This is a genomic window from Flavobacterium sp. 1355, assembly GCF_017833415.1.
Lineage (GTDB): Bacteria > Bacteroidota > Bacteroidia > Flavobacteriales > Flavobacteriaceae > Flavobacterium.
Window position 1 is genome coordinate 275471 of sequence record NZ_JAFICC010000001.1, and the last position, 18567, is coordinate 294037.

Annotated in this window: 16 protein-coding genes; 3 read left to right on the forward strand and 13 right to left on the reverse strand. The window is 34.4% G+C overall.

Annotated features, from left to right (window positions below; all coding sequences use genetic code 11):
* Positions 1-146: 146 nt before the first annotated feature.
* From JOD96_RS01265 to hmpA, 13 genes are all read right to left on the reverse strand, one after another.
* A complete protein-coding gene (locus JOD96_RS01265; RefSeq protein WP_209562456.1) occupies positions 147-3284 on the reverse strand; it encodes a T9SS type A sorting domain-containing protein in 3138 nt (1045 codons plus the stop codon).
* Between the two features lie 44 nt (positions 3285-3328).
* The gene (locus tag JOD96_RS01270; RefSeq protein ID WP_209562457.1) at positions 3329-4090 is read right to left on the reverse strand and encodes a LytR/AlgR family response regulator transcription factor; all 762 of its coding nucleotides are present in this window, start codon (positions 4088-4090) and stop codon (positions 3329-3331) included.
* 11 nt (positions 4091-4101) lie between these two features.
* A complete protein-coding gene (locus tag JOD96_RS01275; protein WP_209562458.1) occupies positions 4102-6036 on the reverse strand; it encodes a tetratricopeptide repeat protein in 1935 nt (644 codons plus the stop codon).
* Positions 6037-6545: 509 nt separating this feature from the next.
* Entirely contained in the window at positions 6546-6962 is a 417-nt protein-coding gene (locus JOD96_RS01280) for a response regulator (protein WP_245188314.1), read from the reverse strand.
* Between the two features lie 14 nt (positions 6963-6976).
* On the reverse strand, positions 6977-8230 hold the full coding sequence (locus tag JOD96_RS01285) for a sensor histidine kinase (protein ID WP_209562460.1): 1254 nt from the start codon (positions 8228-8230) through the stop codon (positions 6977-6979).
* Positions 8231-8232: 2 nt separating this feature from the next.
* On the reverse strand, positions 8233-8532 hold the full coding sequence (locus JOD96_RS01290) for a circadian clock KaiB family protein (protein WP_209562461.1): 300 nt from the start codon (positions 8530-8532) through the stop codon (positions 8233-8235).
* 3 nt (positions 8533-8535) lie between these two features.
* Positions 8536-8832 carry a circadian clock KaiB family protein gene (locus tag JOD96_RS01295; RefSeq protein WP_209562462.1) on the reverse strand — a complete coding sequence of 99 codons (297 nt, stop codon included), beginning with the start codon at positions 8830-8832 and terminating at the stop codon, positions 8536-8538.
* 1 nt (position 8833) lies between these two features.
* Positions 8834-10513, reverse strand: coding sequence for a circadian clock protein KaiC (gene kaiC / locus JOD96_RS01300; protein ID WP_209562463.1), 1680 nt, complete (start codon positions 10511-10513; stop codon positions 8834-8836).
* 186 nt (positions 10514-10699) lie between these two features.
* Entirely contained in the window at positions 10700-11938 is a 1239-nt protein-coding gene (locus tag JOD96_RS01305) for an RNA polymerase sigma factor (protein WP_209562464.1), read from the reverse strand.
* A 178-nt stretch (positions 11939-12116) separates the two neighbouring features.
* Positions 12117-12452 carry a YciI family protein gene (locus JOD96_RS01310; protein WP_209562465.1) on the reverse strand — a complete coding sequence of 112 codons (336 nt, stop codon included), beginning with the start codon at positions 12450-12452 and terminating at the stop codon, positions 12117-12119.
* A 105-nt stretch (positions 12453-12557) separates the two neighbouring features.
* On the reverse strand, positions 12558-13010 hold the full coding sequence (locus tag JOD96_RS01315; RefSeq protein ID WP_209562466.1) for a carboxymuconolactone decarboxylase family protein: 453 nt from the start codon (positions 13008-13010) through the stop codon (positions 12558-12560).
* 137 nt (positions 13011-13147) lie between these two features.
* On the reverse strand, positions 13148-13795 hold the full coding sequence (locus JOD96_RS01320) for a hypothetical protein (protein WP_209562467.1): 648 nt from the start codon (positions 13793-13795) through the stop codon (positions 13148-13150).
* 378 nt (positions 13796-14173) lie between these two features.
* On the reverse strand, positions 14174-15385 hold the full coding sequence (gene hmpA, locus JOD96_RS01325) for an NO-inducible flavohemoprotein (protein WP_209562468.1): 1212 nt from the start codon (positions 15383-15385) through the stop codon (positions 14174-14176).
* 294 nt (positions 15386-15679) lie between these two features.
* On the opposite strand from hmpA, the gene JOD96_RS01330 reads away from it, so the two are divergent.
* From JOD96_RS01330 to JOD96_RS01340, 3 genes are all read left to right on the forward strand, one after another.
* A complete protein-coding gene (locus tag JOD96_RS01330) occupies positions 15680-16114 on the forward strand; it encodes a PepSY-like domain-containing protein (protein ID WP_209562469.1) in 435 nt (144 codons plus the stop codon).
* A gap of 382 nt (positions 16115-16496) precedes the next feature.
* On the forward strand, positions 16497-17948 hold the full coding sequence (locus JOD96_RS01335) for a glycosyltransferase family 2 protein (protein ID WP_209562470.1): 1452 nt from the start codon (positions 16497-16499) through the stop codon (positions 17946-17948).
* Positions 17949-18047: 99 nt separating this feature from the next.
* Positions 18048-18374 (forward strand): hypothetical protein, encoded by a 327-nt coding sequence (locus tag JOD96_RS01340; protein ID WP_209562471.1) that lies wholly within the window; start codon positions 18048-18050, stop codon positions 18372-18374.
* Positions 18375-18567 lie beyond the last annotated feature (193 nt).

Here is an 18567-nt window from a genome sequence, read left to right on the forward strand (position 1 = left end):
ATGAATCATTTTGATATTAAAAGCTCATAATACTACATTTGGGGTTTGGTACTAAAAACAAAAAAGCCTTCTTAAATCGTTTAATTCAGAAGGCTTTTGAAAGAGAATAAGTATGTCCTAAATTTATCTCTTAGGTTTTTTTAGCATTATTTTTTAATCAGTTTTTCTACTTTGACACCAGCCTCAGTCGTAATTCTGATAAAATAAAGACCATTTGCTTTATTCGAAATATCAATTTGTGCACTATTGTTATCTTCGATCACAGTCTGAAGAATTCTTCCCTGAACATCAAATAACTCAATGCTTTTTATGGTAGTATCAGAATTGATATTTACATTTCCACTGGTTGGGTTTGGATATAAAGCAACACTTTTGTCCACTTCATGATCCTTAACTCCCAATGATTTGAAGATAGTCTCTGCTTTTTCAGTTTCAATAGGTGCATTATAATCAAAATAGATTTCAGCTTCCTTGTCAACATGGTCACCCGTCACAAGACTTGAAGACGTTTTGATTTTGAACAAAACATTTCCGTGACCGCCAACAGGAGGATCTTTTGCTGTCCTAAGATTAATTTTCGCAAAAGTAAATTCGGCTACATTTCCATGAACAGTTGCCTGAGATGGGTGAGAAGAGCTTATTAACTGCAATGAATTGATGTCATATTTGCTTTCGTCAATAATGATTTTTACCACTACATTTTCGGCATCTGCTGTTCCGGTATTTTCAAAATTTACGATGTAATGCAGATAATCACCAATTGTACTCGGAGAAACACTTTCTCCTTCCAGACAGGTAATATCATTCGGATCAAAAGAACCTACGACAACTTCACTGTAATTGAACACATTGTCTGCAGGATTAAAGTCTCCCGAAACAGGATTTACTGTTGCAGTAAAAATCAGGACATCTCCCAGATTTGCCGGCGGAACCTGTACAGGCGTATTTACATTTAAACCAACATAATAACTTTTGCTTTCAAAAGGAAGTAAGTTTGTGTAATTCCAGCCTAATACACCCGGAGTTTGTATGGCAGGGGCTAAAGTTGCAAGACCGTAATGCAAAAGGTTTTGGTTGTACGTAAAATTCAAGCTTCCGCTAACAGCTTGGTTTCCTTTGTTTTTGATTGTAATTTGATACCAGGCCATAAAACCCGGTTTTGCAGGAGCAATTGGCGCAATTACAATTTCGACATCGCTTTGAGATCCTGCTGCAGTGATACAAAAATCCTGTACTGAAACATGATTGTTATTATCGGGAAAAGTAAATAATGCGTTTACCGGAGAAATTGTAAATAATGTTGGATTTTCCAGATGTGGCGTAATATTAAAATTTCCTGAATCTGTATAATAGGTATACTTTCCGTTTGTGTGGGTAAAAGTTTCGCTTTGTATTGTTCCGTCATTAATACCCACTTTTACATTGGGTTGTTTGGCATCTGAGGCATCACAACCGTTATTAGTAAGGTCAAAAGAAATGGTGCCGGTGATAGTATTGTAACTTCCGCCCGGAGTAAAAGTACAATAAGAATTAACCACTGTATTTGATAATCCTAAACTGCCCAAATAGGTTTTGGTAGCAGCTATATCAGCATCGTCCTGACAAACAAATTTAAGAGCAGTATTTGTTGCAGTAAAAAACAGGCTTTCGTTTTTCCCGTTTTTTGCGAAAACAGTTTCAAGCGTTGGAACATCATTTGCCGACAGTGCCTGAAAGTTTGTGAGATTAGAAATATCAATGCTTTTTAATTGTGTGTTGCTAAGATTTAAAACTTCAATATTGGGAGAATCTGAAAAATCCAGTGTTGTTACGGGTGTATTAGTGCAGAACAAACTAATTAAGCCCGAACAGCCAGAAAAATCTATGGCAGTAACATTACTATAACCACAATTAAATTGTTTTAATGCAGTAAGTCCGGCAAGGTTTAGAGCAGTAATAGGCATCTTTTGCGGGACAGTTCCCGAAATCGAAAACAAACTAAGAGCCGTACAGCCCTGTACATTGATTGATGCTAATAAACTGCTTGTATTTGAAATTGAAGTCAAAGCAGTACAATTAGAAAAATCTGCATTGGCAATAGTCGTATTTGATATACTTAAATTTGTTAAAGCACTACAGCCCGCAAGATTTAATAGTGTAGTTGGATTATCTTCCAGATCAAGTACTTTTAGATGTGTATAGCCAGAAAGATTTAATGAAGGAATTTCGTTTACGCGCAATGTAACCGTTTCCAGATTAATGCAGCCCGTAACATTTAGATTCGAAATCTGATTGTTATTTACTATCAGTTCTGTAAGATTTGGTGAATCGCTCAAATCCAAAGCGGTAAGTTTGTTATTGTAAGCCTCGGCTCTAATAAGAGAAGTACAGCCTGAAAGATTGATAAGCGGCAGATTATTGTTATCTGCATTAAACTGTGTCAAGGCACTGCAACCGGAGAGATTTAAGGAAGTTAATTTATTATCTGGCATATCCAGCCTTTTTAAACTTGCACAATTAGAGAAATCAGCAGTTGTGATTTCATGGTTCTGAGCAAAAGTAGACGCAGGAATATCAAGTAAGGTACAGCCAGCAGCGTTTATTGCAGTAAGAGTTGGATTGTCTGTGATGCTAATACCCGTTAATTTCGTTAAACCGGAAACATCAATAGTTGTAATTTTATTATTTACAATATTAAAAAAATCCAGATTAGGACAACTTGTAAAATCTACAGAAGTAAGTTGGTTATCTTCCAGATATATTTGTTCTAAGCCAGTTAGATTACTAACATTTAGTGTAGTAAAAACACTGTTGTGCTGTGCTATAATTACAGACAAAGCCGGACAATTAGAAATATTTAATGCTGTCATTAATGGACTTTCCTGAATAGTAAGTGTATTTAAAGAGTTAAAACCTGAAATCGTTGCAGAAACCAATGTCGGGCTTTTACAAAAAAATGTTTCCAGATTTGGCATGGCAGCCAGATTAATGTTTGTAACACTAATCTCTCTGAACCCTAAGTCTGTCAGGTTTGTAAAACCTTCAATTCCTTGAATATTAGTAACCTGTGTTGCATTAGCCCCGTCTATCCAGAGTCTGTCAATTAGAGCCGCTTCAGAAACCTGGATCTGATTGTCAAAGTTGGTATCAATTCTCGTTACGGGAACACCGCCGGAAGAAGCTGTAAAATTATTTGCGCCGCCATTTACCAGCATCGCTTTGAAGGTAGGATCAGTAAAAGTGAGTGTCTGCGCATTTACCATTCCGGTAAAAAGCAATACCATTAAGAGTAATTTTTTTCTCATAATAAGCTGGTTTTGAGTATTCGTTAGAATTTGTGGGGATTTTTTTAAAGTGAATTAATGAGTTCCTGTAATTTTTCTTTTTTGCTCTGAGCAATAGGAATATTAGCGTTATCAGCCATAATTACATAGCCGCCATCGGTTTTGATATACGATTTTAAATAGGATAAATTGATCAAATGAGACTGATGAATGCGTTCGAAACCATGTTCTGCCAATAATTCTTCATATTCTTTCAGCGTTTTGGAAATCAATACCGGTTTATGATTTTTGATAAAAAACTGAGTATAGTTAATTTTGGCTTCGCAGCGAATGATATCCGAAACTTCAAACAAATGAATTCCGTCACTGGTTGACAATGCGATTCTTTTGAAATTATCTACTTTCTTTCGGATATTTTCCAACAGTAAATCGATGTTTTCAAATGAATTGTTTTTCCCGACAGCTTCCTTTATTTTGGTCATTGTAAGTTGCAGTTCTTCGGGATCAACAGGTTTTAAAATAAAATCTAAAGCGCTGAATTTAAACGCTTTTAAAGCATATTGTTCGTGAGCTGTAATAAAAACCACGTGCGCTTTTATTTTTCCGTTTACTTTTGATAATCGTTCCAGAATATCAAAACCGGTTCCGTCTGTCAGATGAATGTCAAGAAAAATAACCTGCGGGCGTAATTTCTCTATGGCAACAATTCCTGTTTTTACACTCTCTGCTTCGCCAACAATAAAAATATCATTGGTATAACGTTCCAAAAGTGCTTTCAAACCAGTTCTTAAGTGCTTGTCGTCGTCGATTAATAATGCTGTTATCATTTATTTTGGTATTATGGTATGTATTGAATTGGAAGGTACAATGTCACTTTTGTGCCCGATTTTTGTTGCTCAGAATTTAATTCGATAATCTCAATTTTTGCCGATTTGGAAGTGATGGATTCCATAATCTTCAAACGTTTTTTGGTAATCGCCAATGCCATAGACTGGTGTGCTGTAACAGAGTTTTCTTTTAAAATTTTGGATTCGGAAAAACCAATTCCGTCATCGGTAATAGTGCAGACAAGCTGTTCTTTCTGTACATCAAAATTGACGCTAATTTTTCCTTTTCCTTCTTTTGGCACCATGCCGTGAAGGATGGCATTTTCTACAAAAGGCTGAATAAGCAGTGGTGGCAATCCCATATTAAATTCTACATTTTCTGTAGATTCAATTTCAAAAGCAAACTTATCATCAAAACGAAGCTGCTCCAGTTCCAGATAATTCTGTAAGCTTTCTATTTCCTTGTCAATTGGTATAAGTGAACCTTTGGAATATTCAAGCGTAAGCCGCATTAGTTTAGAAAACTTGGAGAGGTATTTTAAAGCCGAATCAGTTCCGTTCTGAACAATAAAACTGGAAATCGAACTCAGGCAGTTAAAAACAAAATGCGGATTCATTTGCAAATGCAACGCTTTCTGTTCGTATTCGGCAACTTCTTTTTTTAATGTCAGCCGGCGTTTTACCTGCATTCTGTTGTAAATAACCAAACTTAAAACGATGAGTAATAATCCGCCAAAGATGGAAAAAATCACCAGCTGAATTTGTCTTTTATGTTCTTCAGAAAGCAGGGCTTCTTTCTTTTTAAATTCATAATTCATCTCAGCCTCAGCAAATTTTTTATTGGTTTCCTTATTGTTGATGCTGTCGCGGGCGGTGATATAATTTTTATAATGCTCGAGTGCCGCTTTTGGATCGTTTAAAGATTCATACAATTCACTTACTAGTTTCTCAGAATGAAAAGTCTGGTCCAGTACATCAATTTCTTTTGCATACAACAACGATTTGTTCGCATAAGTAAGCGCTTCATTATATTTTTGTTCTTCCTGCAGTAATAATCCAATACTGTGCAGGGCGAGCGAAGCCCCAAATTTATTCTGGATTTCTTCGTATGCGTCTAATGATTTCTGATAATATTCAAGTGCCAGGGCTTTGTTGTTTTGCTTTTTATAATAGTTTCCCAAATAATTATTCAGCAAGGCAAAACCGCGTTTATTGTTGTTTTTTTCATACCCTGTTTTTGCTTTTTTATAATATTGAATCGCATTTTTATATTCGCCAAGTTCAAAATATATTGCACCTATATTGGTAAGTGTCATTGGTGCATTTTCTTCCTGCAGAGGCAATTGTATTTTATAGGCCTCTTCAAGATAGTAAAGTGCTTTGGGATAGTTTTGTTGAGATTTATAAAGTATTCCGATGTTTATTAATACTTTGGAAACACTTTTCTGTTCCTTTATTTTCTGATAGTGTGCTAATGCTTTTTCATAATTCTCAAGTGCCAGTGTATGATTACTTTGTTCGGAGTAAACTACTCCCGAACTTGCATACGCACGAGCAAGGCCCCTGGTTGCTTGTTTTGTGTTTTTGTGCTGCTGCAAGACAACTTCATATTCGCTTTTAGCAGTGGTAAAATACTTAAGTGCCACTGCATAATTTCCCAATATTATAGAAGCATTTCCTTTATTGATATTTGCTGAAGCCAGACCAAAACGATAATCGTTTTTTGTGCTGAGAACCGTCGCCTTATTGGCAAAAAATAATGTAGAATCGGGATCAATCTCTTTGTATAAATCTGCCAGCTGGTTGTACTGATTAACCTTTAGGGTATCCGTTTTAGTAATGCGCAATGCGTTTTTTAAACTGTCGATCTGAACATTCTGAGCATTAGATATTCCGTGAGTAAGAATAAATAATAAGAAACAGATTAAACGGAATTTTGGGTTCACGTGGTTTGGTTTTTGGTTGTTGGCTGAGACAAATGTATGATATGTTTTTTAGTATCATAATATCAATTATTATTTATGCCGTTTTGATTATTATTTGCTCCGTATGACTTATTTTAAATGCAAAACGGCATTTAAACATCTTGTAGTGCTCTTGCTCAATTACAATAGTTTGGGTTGTGTTCTAAATTTGGCCTGCGTTATGAAGGAGCATTGGGATATTTTGAAAAGTACAATTAGTACAATCTTCTTTTAATTCTCAAACCGCTTCTCAGATCACAAATTATGTAGAGGCACTTTTGTAACAGGTACATTTTTTTGAATATTAGAAAGAAAAAGGGGAATAGTCTGTTACTATTCCCCTTTTTGAGTTTTTATGTTGGGTTGTTTTTTCAAAGTAAATTTAATAACCACAGCAGCCTGTTTTATAGCCGTTTGCACAGCCGGAACATTTGCAATTGGGTTCAAAAGAACCGGGAATCACAGTTTTTTATAATCAGATTCCAAAAAAATTATGGTTTTTCACATACCGCAATTTCTGTTTCAACGATTTTTAAAATGTTTTTCGGAATTTCCTCAAAACCTTCTATAGAATAAGGTTTAATCAGGTATGCTTTTACACCCAGCTGATCGCATTTTTCTTTGTACGCCGGATTTATACTGGTGGAATATACAAAGCAGGGAAGATGCTTAATTTCATCGGTATTCAAAATTTCCTGTAAGGCTTCGATTCCGTCTTTTAAGGGCATGTTGATGTCGGTAAGAATTACATCGGGCGTGTCTTTTGCAGGGTCTTTTAAGTAATTCAAAAGTTCTTCGCCGTTTGTTACAAGACTAACTTTATTAAAATGCGGATTCTTATTGAAAGCTGCGCAGATGATATCTGCATCATCAATATCATCTTCTGCAATAATTATATGTAGGTTCATTTTTTGCATTTTTATTATATTGAGAAATATAGATTAAATGTAGTGCCTTCGTGAAGTTTACTTTCGACAGTTATATACCCCGAATGATTTTCCATTATTTTTTTACAGATTGCAAGACCAATTCCATTTCCTGAGTATTCGTTCTTAGCATGTAAACGCTGAAAAATGGTAAAAATTTTGGTAAGATGGCTTTCTTCCATGCCTATACCATTATCTTTAATTTTAATCTGCACAAATTTATGGTTCTGATCAGGGCTTTCTATGTCAAAATCACCAATTTGAAAAATCTGGATAACAGGAGGAACGGATTCTTTGCTGTATTTAATGGCATTTGAAATAAGGTTAGAAAATAGCTGTCGCATTTGCACTTTAGAAGCGCGCAGAACAGGTAATTTTCCAACTTGGATATCTGCTTTTTTATCTGTTATTATGATTTCAAGGTCTTCTTTTACTTCAGAAATTATTTCGGCCAGATTTACCTTAGTAAGTTCTTCCTGAACAGTATGAGAAGAATAACTAACCAAATCGTCAACAAGAGAATTTAACCGTACTGCCGATAATTTCATTACATTCATAGCTTTGGCATCATCTACGGCCATTTTTTCGGCATTTATTCTTTGGCTGTACATTACTATTTTTCTCAGTGGCTCTTTAAGATCATGAGATATTACGTGTATAAACTCTCCCAGATTTTTGTTAATCCTGTTTAGTTCATTTAGTTTTTCCTCGAGCTCTTTTTGATGATGAATTAAGGCATCTTCATGTTTTTTCTTTTCTGTCAAATCTGTTATGATAACACCAATTCCCTGTACAGAAGGCTCAAGATCTGTCAGGGCAATGTAAGCAGGAAAAGTTTTTCTCTCATCATTGGTATTAAAAACAATTTCATGTGTAGTAACACCATATTTAAGAGCCTCTATAAGCGAAACAAAGTTTTTTTCATTATTGAAATACTCATACAAATAGTTTCCGATTATTTTTTCTGAAGGCGCACCTACAAGTTTTGCAAAATAATCGTTACAGTATAATATCAGGCCATTTCTGGAAATGCTCAGGGCGCCCTGTCCGAATTTTTCAATCAGGAGCCTAAAGGTGTAGTCTGCAGTTTCTAATGAATAAAGCTGGGCAACCCCATTATTATTTAATACCAACGCATCTACATCTCCTTGTTTAATAGCGTCAACAATACCATTTGATTCGTATAGTTCCTCTTTTAAAGATGCTATTTCTGCTAATAAGGATTCGATATATAAATTTTTATCCTCCAAATTTATTCCTCTATATTTAAAATTCTTAAAACCTTCTCTCTGTCTGATAAGTCACCTATGATGACTCTTTTTGGTTCCGGACTTATCTTTATTAGTGTCGGAACAGCAACAATTTGATGTGTAAACGCCTGCTTTTTATCACGGCTTATGTCTATGATTTCCAGCTCGTAATTGCCTTGAAAATATTGATCGCATATCCTGCGTAAATTTTCTATTGCATGTCCTGATTTGACAGACATTCCGGCAATAAAAAGCGTAAACTTATGTTTGGACGTACTTGAATCATCAGATGAGTTATCCATTTTTTATGACTTTACTGGTTTGATATTAAGTCCGACAAGCACTCTTTCTTCATTAGAAAGATCACCGATAATTTTACGGATTGGCTCAGGAAATTTTCTGACCAAAGTAGGGACAGCCAAAATCTGGTCGCCTTCTGCCAATTGCGGATTTTTCAGCAAATCGATAATTTCGATACTGTATTTTCCTGCCAGATATTCCTCTGCATATTTCTTTATGTTTTCCAGTGCCCTTATTGATTTTGGCGTTTGTCCTGCTATATACAGCAGTAACTGCCATTCGGCTACAACTTCTTTTTTCATACTACTCTTTTTTTCTGTTAGAAGACAATTTTTCCTGTAGTAATTCTGTCGCTTTCAGAATACTTAGTTCTTCTTCAGCAGATTCAAATTCATTTCTAAGTGCTTCTATATTCGCTTGCAAAACTCTACGCTTGCGCTCAATTTCCCTGTCTTTTCGGCTAATCTCATTTTGGAGCTTAATATCCGAAATGGTTTTTTTGAATTGGTATGACTTTCTCGCTGAACCTGTCAGTATTCCCTGCGGGCCTAATTCTACATCCAGTAATTCAATTCCATTGTTTGTAATAATAAATTCCCTTACCTGATTAGAGTGTCCCATACCTCTTGATTTTATGATAAAAACCCCTCGGTTTCGCTCTCCGATTCCTTCCATATCACGTACCGTAATCCAGGTATCTACTAATGAAGATACAGATTCTTCTGCAAGATCAGGCCTGAAATTTTCAGTTTGTTTATTTAAAGACGTAAAAAGTGCCGTAATATTGTTCACTTTTAGCATATCTATAAGCCTCACCAACATTGACTTTACTTCGTGTTCACTTCCTACAGAGATCAAATTACTGATAGGATCAATGATTATTGTAGTTGGTTTAAACTCCTTAATTAATTTTCGAAGAGTAAGCAAATGAAGTTCAAGACCATTAAGTGAAGGCCTTGACGAATGAATCTGTAAAGTACCGTTATCCAGAAACTTTTGCAGATCTACGCCAACCGATTTCATATTTCGAACTAATTGCTGCGGGGATTCCTCAAAAGCAAAATAGACTGTTTTCTCCTTATTTTTGCATTGCTGAGTTGCAAAATAACAGGCAATTGTAGTCTTGGCGGTTCCTGCCGTTCCGGATACCAGAATATTACTCCCGCGGTAAAATCCACCCCCCTCGAACATTCCGTCTAATCCTGCTAATCCTGAAGAAACAACATCAGAAGAAACTTCGTTGTTTAATTTTAAGGAGGTAATTGGAAGTACCGAAATACCATTTTCATCAATAAGAAACGGATATTCGTTTGTACCATGAGTAGAACCTCTGTATTTTACAATTCGGAGCCTTCTGGTAGAAACCTGTTCTGTTACACGGTGATCCAGAACAATTACGCAATCAGAAACATACTCTTCCAGTCCCTGACGGGTCAGAGTAGCTTCTCCACGTTCTCCGGTGATAATTGCTGTTACACCTTTTTGTTTCAGCCAGCTAAATAATCTTCTTAATTCAGCCCGTAGTATTGCCTGATTATCAAGTCCTGCAAATAAAGATTCGATAGTATCCAAAACAACACGTTTTGCTTTGATAGAATCTATGGCATGTCCTAATCTTATAAAAAGTCCATCAAGATCATATTCACCCGCTTCTTCTATTTCAGATCTTTCGACTCTGACATGATCGACAATTAATTTTTTACTCTTTTTAAGTTTTTCGAGGTCAAAGCCAAGAGATTTTACATTCAAAGTAAGGTCATCGGAGGGTTCTTCAAAAGACATGAAAACTCCGGGTTCGTTATGCTCAGTAATTCCTTTTATAAGGAATTGCATTGATAACAAAGTTTTTCCGCAACCGGCACCGCCACAGATTAATGTAGGTCTTCCTTTTGGAAATCCTCCATTAGTGATCTCATCCAGTCCGTCAACTCCCGTAGAAGATTTTGGAAAAATAAAACTATGTGATTTTGTTTGTTCTTGCACGATAAAATATATTCTGTTTACTCAAATATACGTTTTCCTGCAAAATATTTTATTAGCTTTTATTAAAGATTTAACAGCTGTTTAAAAAAAAATAAACACTTTTTTGAGTGATTTCCCATGAATTCCTACCAATGCGAGGATTTAAATGAAATTGTAAAAAATTAACAATGATGTTGTATTTATTACTTATTTTTGGCTGAGATGCTCAATATTTTTGCGAATTATATTTTTGTCTGATGTTGTTTTGGCTAAGTCAAAAGCAATTGCCAGTACTTCTAAAGCTTTTTGTTTATCAAAATCAGCATATAAATTTCCAAGAAGGGAATAATAGAAATGATTATCAGTTAAGTTGAGTTTTTCAGCCTCGGCAATAGCTTCTTTTTTGCCTTTAACTTTAGATAAAGCATAGGTTCTGTTTAAAGCAACAATTGGAGAATATTCTAAAATAATAAGGTTATTGTACAATTCCAGAATGCGTTCCCATTTTTCGATAGTATCTTCTTTGATGGTATGCCAATACGCAATTCCCGCTTCGAGGTGGTATTTAGAAAGCTTGTTTCCGGTTGAGGACTGACTCAGAAAATAAGTTCCTCTGTCTGTTAATTCTTTATTCCAAAGTGATTGATCCTGATCTTCATACAAAATAATTTCTCCGTTTGCTGATGTTCTGGCTTCAAATCTGGAAGAATGGAAACACATTAATGCCATCAAGGCATTGGTTTCCGGCAGATTGGTGTTTTTGTTCTGAATCAATAGAAAAGTAAGACGCATGGCTTCTGCGCAAAGATCTTTTCGCAAAGTAGTATTTTGAGAAGTAGAGTAGTATCCTTCTGAATACAAAAGGTAAATAGTTTTGAGAACCGTCTGCATTCTGTTTTTTATTTCAGAACTGCTGGGATTTTGTATTTTGATATTTTCTTCCTTAAGTTTTTCCTTAGCACGATTGATTCTTTTATAAATGACCTCTTTGTTCGAAAGAAAAGCATCCACAATTTCACTTATCCCGAAGCCACAAAGTAAATTAAGTGCCAGTGCAATCTGTGCTTCATCAGAATTACACGGATTGCAAACCGTAAATATCATGGCAAGCTGACTATCTGCAATATTCTGTTCTGATAAATCGATGTCTATTTCAGGATTATTTAATGGCGAATTATATTTGATTTCGCTAACAATCTTAGTTTCAAAAACAGTATTTCTCTTCAGGTAATTTTTAGTTTTATTTTTGGCTACTGTATACAGCCATGCAGTTGGATTTTCCGGAGTTCCTTTTATAGCCCAGGTTTCTGAAGCTGCCAGAAAAGTATCACTCACAATATCTTCGGCAATTTCGATATGATGAATACCAAATAAGCTGCAAAGAACTGAAACTATTTTTTGATACTCGGTTCTAAACAAGTTGGGTATAAGTTCTTTGTTCTCCATAGAATTAGTCCTAAATATTTCAATTTTTAAAATTCAAATTCCAAATTCCAATTTTAACTGTTATACAGCTAAGCAGATTTTTTTACAAAACTTGTAAAGCTTTTGACTTCATTTTGTGTGCTAACAAAGTATGTTGAGAATTGGAATTTGGAATTTTAAAAAATTGGAACTTAAAATTTTACATTGCCATTCTGATTTCTACGTTTCCGCCAAAATTCAAAATTGGGCATCCTTGTGCAATTTCCACGGCTTCATCATAATTGTTGGCTTTTACAATGACCAGACCTCCAATAGATTCTTTAATTTCTACAAAAGGACCGTCTGTGATTCCTTTAGTACTAACCAGTTTTCCCTGACCGTCCCAACGCTGCAAAGGTCTTGCTAGTTTATCCTGAGCAGCCAGACCGCCAAACCAGTTTTGCCATTGCTGTAAATGCTGCTGCAATTCTTCCGGAGAAGGCTGTGCTTCTTTTGATATAAAATCTCTTCTGAAAATTAATAAAAATTCATTCATTTTTTTATGTTTAATACGTTATCAAATTGCATTTTAAAAGAAAAAAGCTGCTTTTATCCCGTTATAAATTTAATGTTTTACCGAATAAAAACAGCCGTTTATGATTTAACCAAATTGTCCCACTCTGTAAGTTCCGGGAGTATTAGGAAAAGCAAGGTTAAAACGATTCCATGTATTAATTGTTGTAACTACAAGTGTAAGATCAATCAATTCTTCATCAGAAAATTCAGCATGCGCAAGATTGTAAATATCATCCGGAACATCACAAGCCGTCACTGCTTCTGCCCAGGCAAGAGCAACTCGCTCACGTTGTGTAAAATAAGGAGTTTCTTTCCAGGCACTAATACCTAATAAGCGTTGGATATCTTCGCCGTGAGCCAAAGCTTCTTTTGAGTGCATATCCAAACAAAACGCGCAATTGTTAATTTGTGATACCCTGAAGTCTACTAAATCTAAAAGAGATTTTTCAAGTGTTGTTTTTTTCAAATAACCAGTAATTCCAAATAATGGGGCTAATGCTTTTTGACCTTTTTCGAATAAATTAATTCTCGTTTCCATGTTGTATAATTTAAATGTTATACCCTAATGACAACCGAACTTTTAGAATTGGACAAAAAAAGTATATTTTTTTTTATTTTATTTTTCTTTCAGCCTTAACTATTGTATTTACTGATAAAATTAGAATTGAAAATTTCCTAATTGAGTATCAAATCTATTTTTTGAGAAAGACCATCTGCAATTTCAGGCGCATTTTTCAGACTATTATTCATAATCCACGGAGTAAGTTTTCCGTTTTCAATAATTTCCTTTTTAGAAAAAACCAGATTAAAGTACAAATTCAATTCGAGCGTTTCTGTAGGCAATGGTTTGTTTTTCTTGTCTTTCTGAATATCTTCATAATAATAACGTGATTTATTTAAACTAGGATATTTAGTCACCAAATAATCATTAACCATATAAGTTGGACCTTCGCCTTTGTATAAATCTTCGGTCAGGATTGGTGTAATCAAAATTTCTTTTATGCTTTTCTTCAATTGCTTATAATGAGCAGATGTTGTAGAAAAATCACCCTCAGCAAGTTTATCTCTTTCAGACAATCTTCTAATTACAGAAAGGCGCACATAATCGCCATTGATTTCTATCACCTTAAAAACATAATAATGTGTTGTAAAACTCTGACTTCCGTTAGAACCCCTTTGACTGCTGAAAATAAAACTTCCTTCCTGCAACTGATGTTCTTTACTGCTGATTGCTCTTTTCCAGATATAAGGTTTATAAATGAATTGTCTGACTACGAAAAAAAAGACAATAAACAGTATTGCGCTGATAAGGATTGTTTTCATTTTGTTTTAAGTTAAAAGTGGCGTTTACAGAATATCAATAGTAAAATTCAAATTAATTAATGCCGATTCAAAATTATTTGAATAAAAATTTATGTATTATAAAAAGTGAAACAACTTTTTTGTTTGAAAAAAGCATAATTTTATCCTTATGATATAAATTAATTTATGACAATAATATTCTTTTGTCTGATATTTTTATATCAAAAAAGGAATATTTAGATTTTTTCTTTAAAATAAAAATTGGTTTAAAAAAGACAGCCTCCATAATATGAAGGCTGCCCAGCTTTATTTTCTGTTTGAAAATATAAAAAATGTGATGGTGGCATTCTGCAGAAATTGGATAAGGTTTTCTTTCTTGTATAATCTGGCAATCTTACCTTAATTCAAATTAATAAGTTGCGGGCCAAACTCTTCATAGAAAATATTTTCCCGATTTACATTCAGGTTAATAAGTGCTTCGTATTGTGTTTTTATAAACATTTCAGGACCACAGATATAAAATTTTGCTTCTTCAAGTAATATAGCTTCTTTGCACTTATGAAGATCAACGCGTCCTTTTATGACTTGGTTTGAAGTTTCGTCATAATCTTCTACAGTATCATAAAACGTAAAAGTCTCCAGATGTTTTGCTTCTTTCTGTATTTCAATAATTTGATTTTTAAAAGCATGAACCGATTCATTTCTGCAGCCGTGAATCCAGATTGTTTTTTTGTTCTGAAGAGAATTCAAATTTGTTTCCAGCATACTCAGCATAGGGGTAAGGCCAACTCCGCCACTAATTAATACCAAAGGATTTTGTGAATCTTTTTCTAAATGAAATAATCCTGCAGGAGATGAGATGGAAATTACATCACCTTCTGATTTTGAATGTAAGGTATTAGAAACCAATCCTGATGGATTTGGCGCAATTCCGCTTTCTCTTTTTACCGAAATTCTGTAATATTCATCATTAGAAGCATTTGATAAACTATACTGTCTTGGTTGTAAAAGATTTAATTCAGGAACAAAAACCTGAACACTTATAAACTGACCGGCATGAAAATCGGCAATTGCCAGCCCGTCTTCCGGATAAAGATAAAATGATTTAATTTCTGCAGATTCCTCAATAATTTTTTTGATGACAAATTTTCTCCATCCGTTCCAGCTTCCCGGTTTTGCTATATTTTCGTTATATAATCCCTTTTCTAGATCGATCATAATTTGTGCAAGCTGATAAAATGCAACTGTCCAGGCATCGAGAATCTCGGGAGTGGCAGCTTTGCCAACCACTTCGCCAATAGAAGCAATAAGATGTGTTCCGACTATTTTATATTGATCGGGCTGAATATTCAGACTTCTGTGTTTGGTGCCAATTCCCTTTAAGACGCCAATTAAAACGCTCGGGTCGTCGATATTTTCGGCGTAAGCCAGAACCGCATTTGCCAAAGCCGATTTTTGTCTTCCGTTGGCCTGATTTCCCATGTTGAACATATTTCGCAATTCGGGATGTGCCTTAAACATTCGGGCATAAAAATAATTGGTCAGGTCTTCGCCGCTTTCTCTTAAAATTGGAATGGTAGCTTTGATAAGCTCTTTTTGATAAGTATTCATTTTATGATATTATATAGGATTAGGATTTAAATTGTGGATTGTAGTAATGATAAAGCGCTTCAAAATTTTACTTTCACAAATTTAGAACGGTACTAAAACTTTTTTTTATGACTCAAATCATAAGAACCAAAAAAAAATTCCTGTTTTTATCAATTCAGGTTTTATATAAAAATGACGTTTATTACTCTATATATGATTGGATATTAGAGTTTTAAATTATAAAGGTTTCTTAAATTTATTTGTAAACATTTTCTCATGTTGTAAATTAGTATGTATAATCATTAAATTTTAGCCATGAAAATAAAAATCATGAGTGCTGCATTATTGCTGGTTTTTGCAATATCGGCCAACGCACAAAAGAAAATTGCAGTCACAGAACTGCCACAGCCTGCACAGGATTTTCTAAAAAAACATTTTAGCAATTCTGAAATTGAAGTGGCAAAGAAAGATGCTGAACACGGAGAAAAAGGATACGAAGTTAAATTTAAAGATGGCACAGAGGTAGAGTTTTGGAAAGACGGCTCATACCGCGAAGTTGACGGTGGTGACAAACCGATTCCGACTGCTTTTATTCCGGAAGCCGTCAAAGATTATGTGGCAAAAAACTATCCGAACGAAAAAATCACGCACATTGATTACGGGCACAAAGACCTTGATGTCGACCTGACAAACAAAATTGACCTGGAATTTACTAAAGAAGGAAAATTTATAAAAGGTGAAAAAGACTAAAGTATTGACAGACCAAAGTATTAAATTGGTTAAAAAAAGGAAAATAGCATTTATACTATTTTCCTTTTTTTGTCGTTATAAAAGAACAAATTATAAACGACCATTTGACTCTTATAAATGGTAAAAATTTTGACGCTCTGTCAGTTCAAAACAGCCGTGTTTACTACAAAACTTATCTTTAGATATACGCAAAATCTGTATAAACATTGTACAAGTGTATAAACTTTATACACATTCAAATAATGTAAACTATCATAAAACGCTCATACTGTATCTTGTAGTGTAATGGCACGCCCATTGCTAAATTGGTTTGTGTAAATCCTTACAATCAGGAAAAATTTAAAATAAAAGCCATACAGATACAAATAAACAGAAGTGCAATATGAAAAGTGAAACAATTATTTCAGACCAATTTTATACCACAGCCAACGACATCAATACTAATGAACTTTCTATAAACAGTTCCATTTTTCGTGTTAACAGTAAATCAAAAACATCAGAAAAAGAAAAAACCTCACGCTTAGGAAAAATTGTACTGTCAGGTACTTTTGCATTATTGCTTGCGGGAGCTTTTATGGTGTTTCAATTTCAACCCGATTTTGATCAGTTCCATATCGACAGAGTAAATTCAACAATTGGATTTCCTTTTTTAATATTGGCTGTAGCCTTATTTATCTTCCAGTGCGGAGTTTTTCTATACAATTTATATCTATTCTTTAAATACAAGCCAATCGAGTCTGTTTCAGACGAATTGCTGCCTACTTGTACTGTTATAGTTCCTGCCTACAATGAAGGTAAACTGGTATGGGATACTTTGCTAAGTCTTGCAGACAGCGATTTCCCGGAACAAAAACTTCAAATTCTTGCTATTGACGATGGTAGTAAAGATGATACCTGGTATTGGATGCAGCAGGCAAAATTAAAATTGGGAGACCGATTAACTATTTTTCAGCAACCCGAAAACGGCGGAAAACGCCACGCACTTTACCGTGGATTTGAATTGGGTACAGGAGAAATCTTTGTAACCGTAGACAGTGATTCTATCGTAAAAAAGGATACGTTGAGAAATTTAGTAAGTCCTTTTGTAGTAAACGAAAAATGTGGTGCAGTTGCCGGAAATGTTCATGTTTTGAACAATAAAAAAGCGATTCTTCCAAAAATGTTGAATGTAAGTTTTGTAATGAGTTTTGAATTCATGCGTTCTGCCGAAAGCCAATTAGGATCTGTTCTTTGTACACCGGGAGCAGCAGCAGCTTATCGCAGAGATGCTGTGATGAACTGTCTTCCTGAGTGGATTAACCAGACTTTTATGGGACAGCCATCTGATATTGGAGAAGATCGTGCCATGACAAATATGATACTGAAACAAGGATTGCATGTATTGTTTCAAAGAAATGCTTATGTATTGACCAATGTGCCGGAAGAGTACACTGGTTTGTATAAAATGTTTATCAGATGGAGCAGAAGTAATGTCCGTGAGAATCTGATGATGGCAAAATATGTTTTTAAAGATTTTAGAAAAGAATCTAAATTTGGTGCAAGACTTTTGTTTATCAACCAGTCATTAAAAATCATTTTAGCTTATCCGTTCCTGATTTTTATGCTGATTTTTATTGCAACGCATCCATTGTTGTTTTTAAGTTCAACCTTATTAAGTATATTAATTGTATCGACATTTCCGGTACTGTTTTATGCCAAGAGATATAGTCTCTCAGAAGCATTCTGGGCTTACTCGTACAGCATTTTTTATACTTTTAGTTTATTCTGGATAACGCCTTATGCCATAGTAACCGCCAATAAAAGAGGATGGTTAACCCGAGGGTTAACAGTCTGATTTAAATATAATTCAGAATGCCTGGAATTAATTTGTTGTAAACTCCTGTTCAATTGAACAGGAGTTTTTTTGTTAAGACCAAATTGACTAATTTTAAATATGCTGAAAATTGCAGAAAAAGACATCAAGGTAATTGCTGATTGTATCAGAATTCCATTTTTGCCATTATTAACTGGTGAAGGAAAAGTATGTTTTGCAACGAATATAGAAATAAGACCTGAATTTCTGGAAAGTTTTAACGAAAGGCATATTCTCGCTTATGTTTCCGGCTATCTGAGTGTCACAGGAAATAAAATAAATAGCATAGAAATACCTTTTCCAAAGAATGCTGATTCTTTTTGGAAATTGGTTGAAAAACGAAACATGGAGAATTTATCTTATTTGGAAAGCTCTGATTCTGAAGTACTTTTTGTAGACTATGAATAAAAGGCTTTTGTTAAATTTAATAATAAAGTTCAAACGTTTTACTCAATTTACAATATATTGCCAAAGTCAATAAATCCCGTTAATTTCCTACTTCAATAACAATGCAAATGCCTTTTTTAAATCGTTCTTTTTAAAATAAAAGTTAAAATATTTTTTATTTTAGACCGAACGGTCTTATATTTGCAATGTCAAA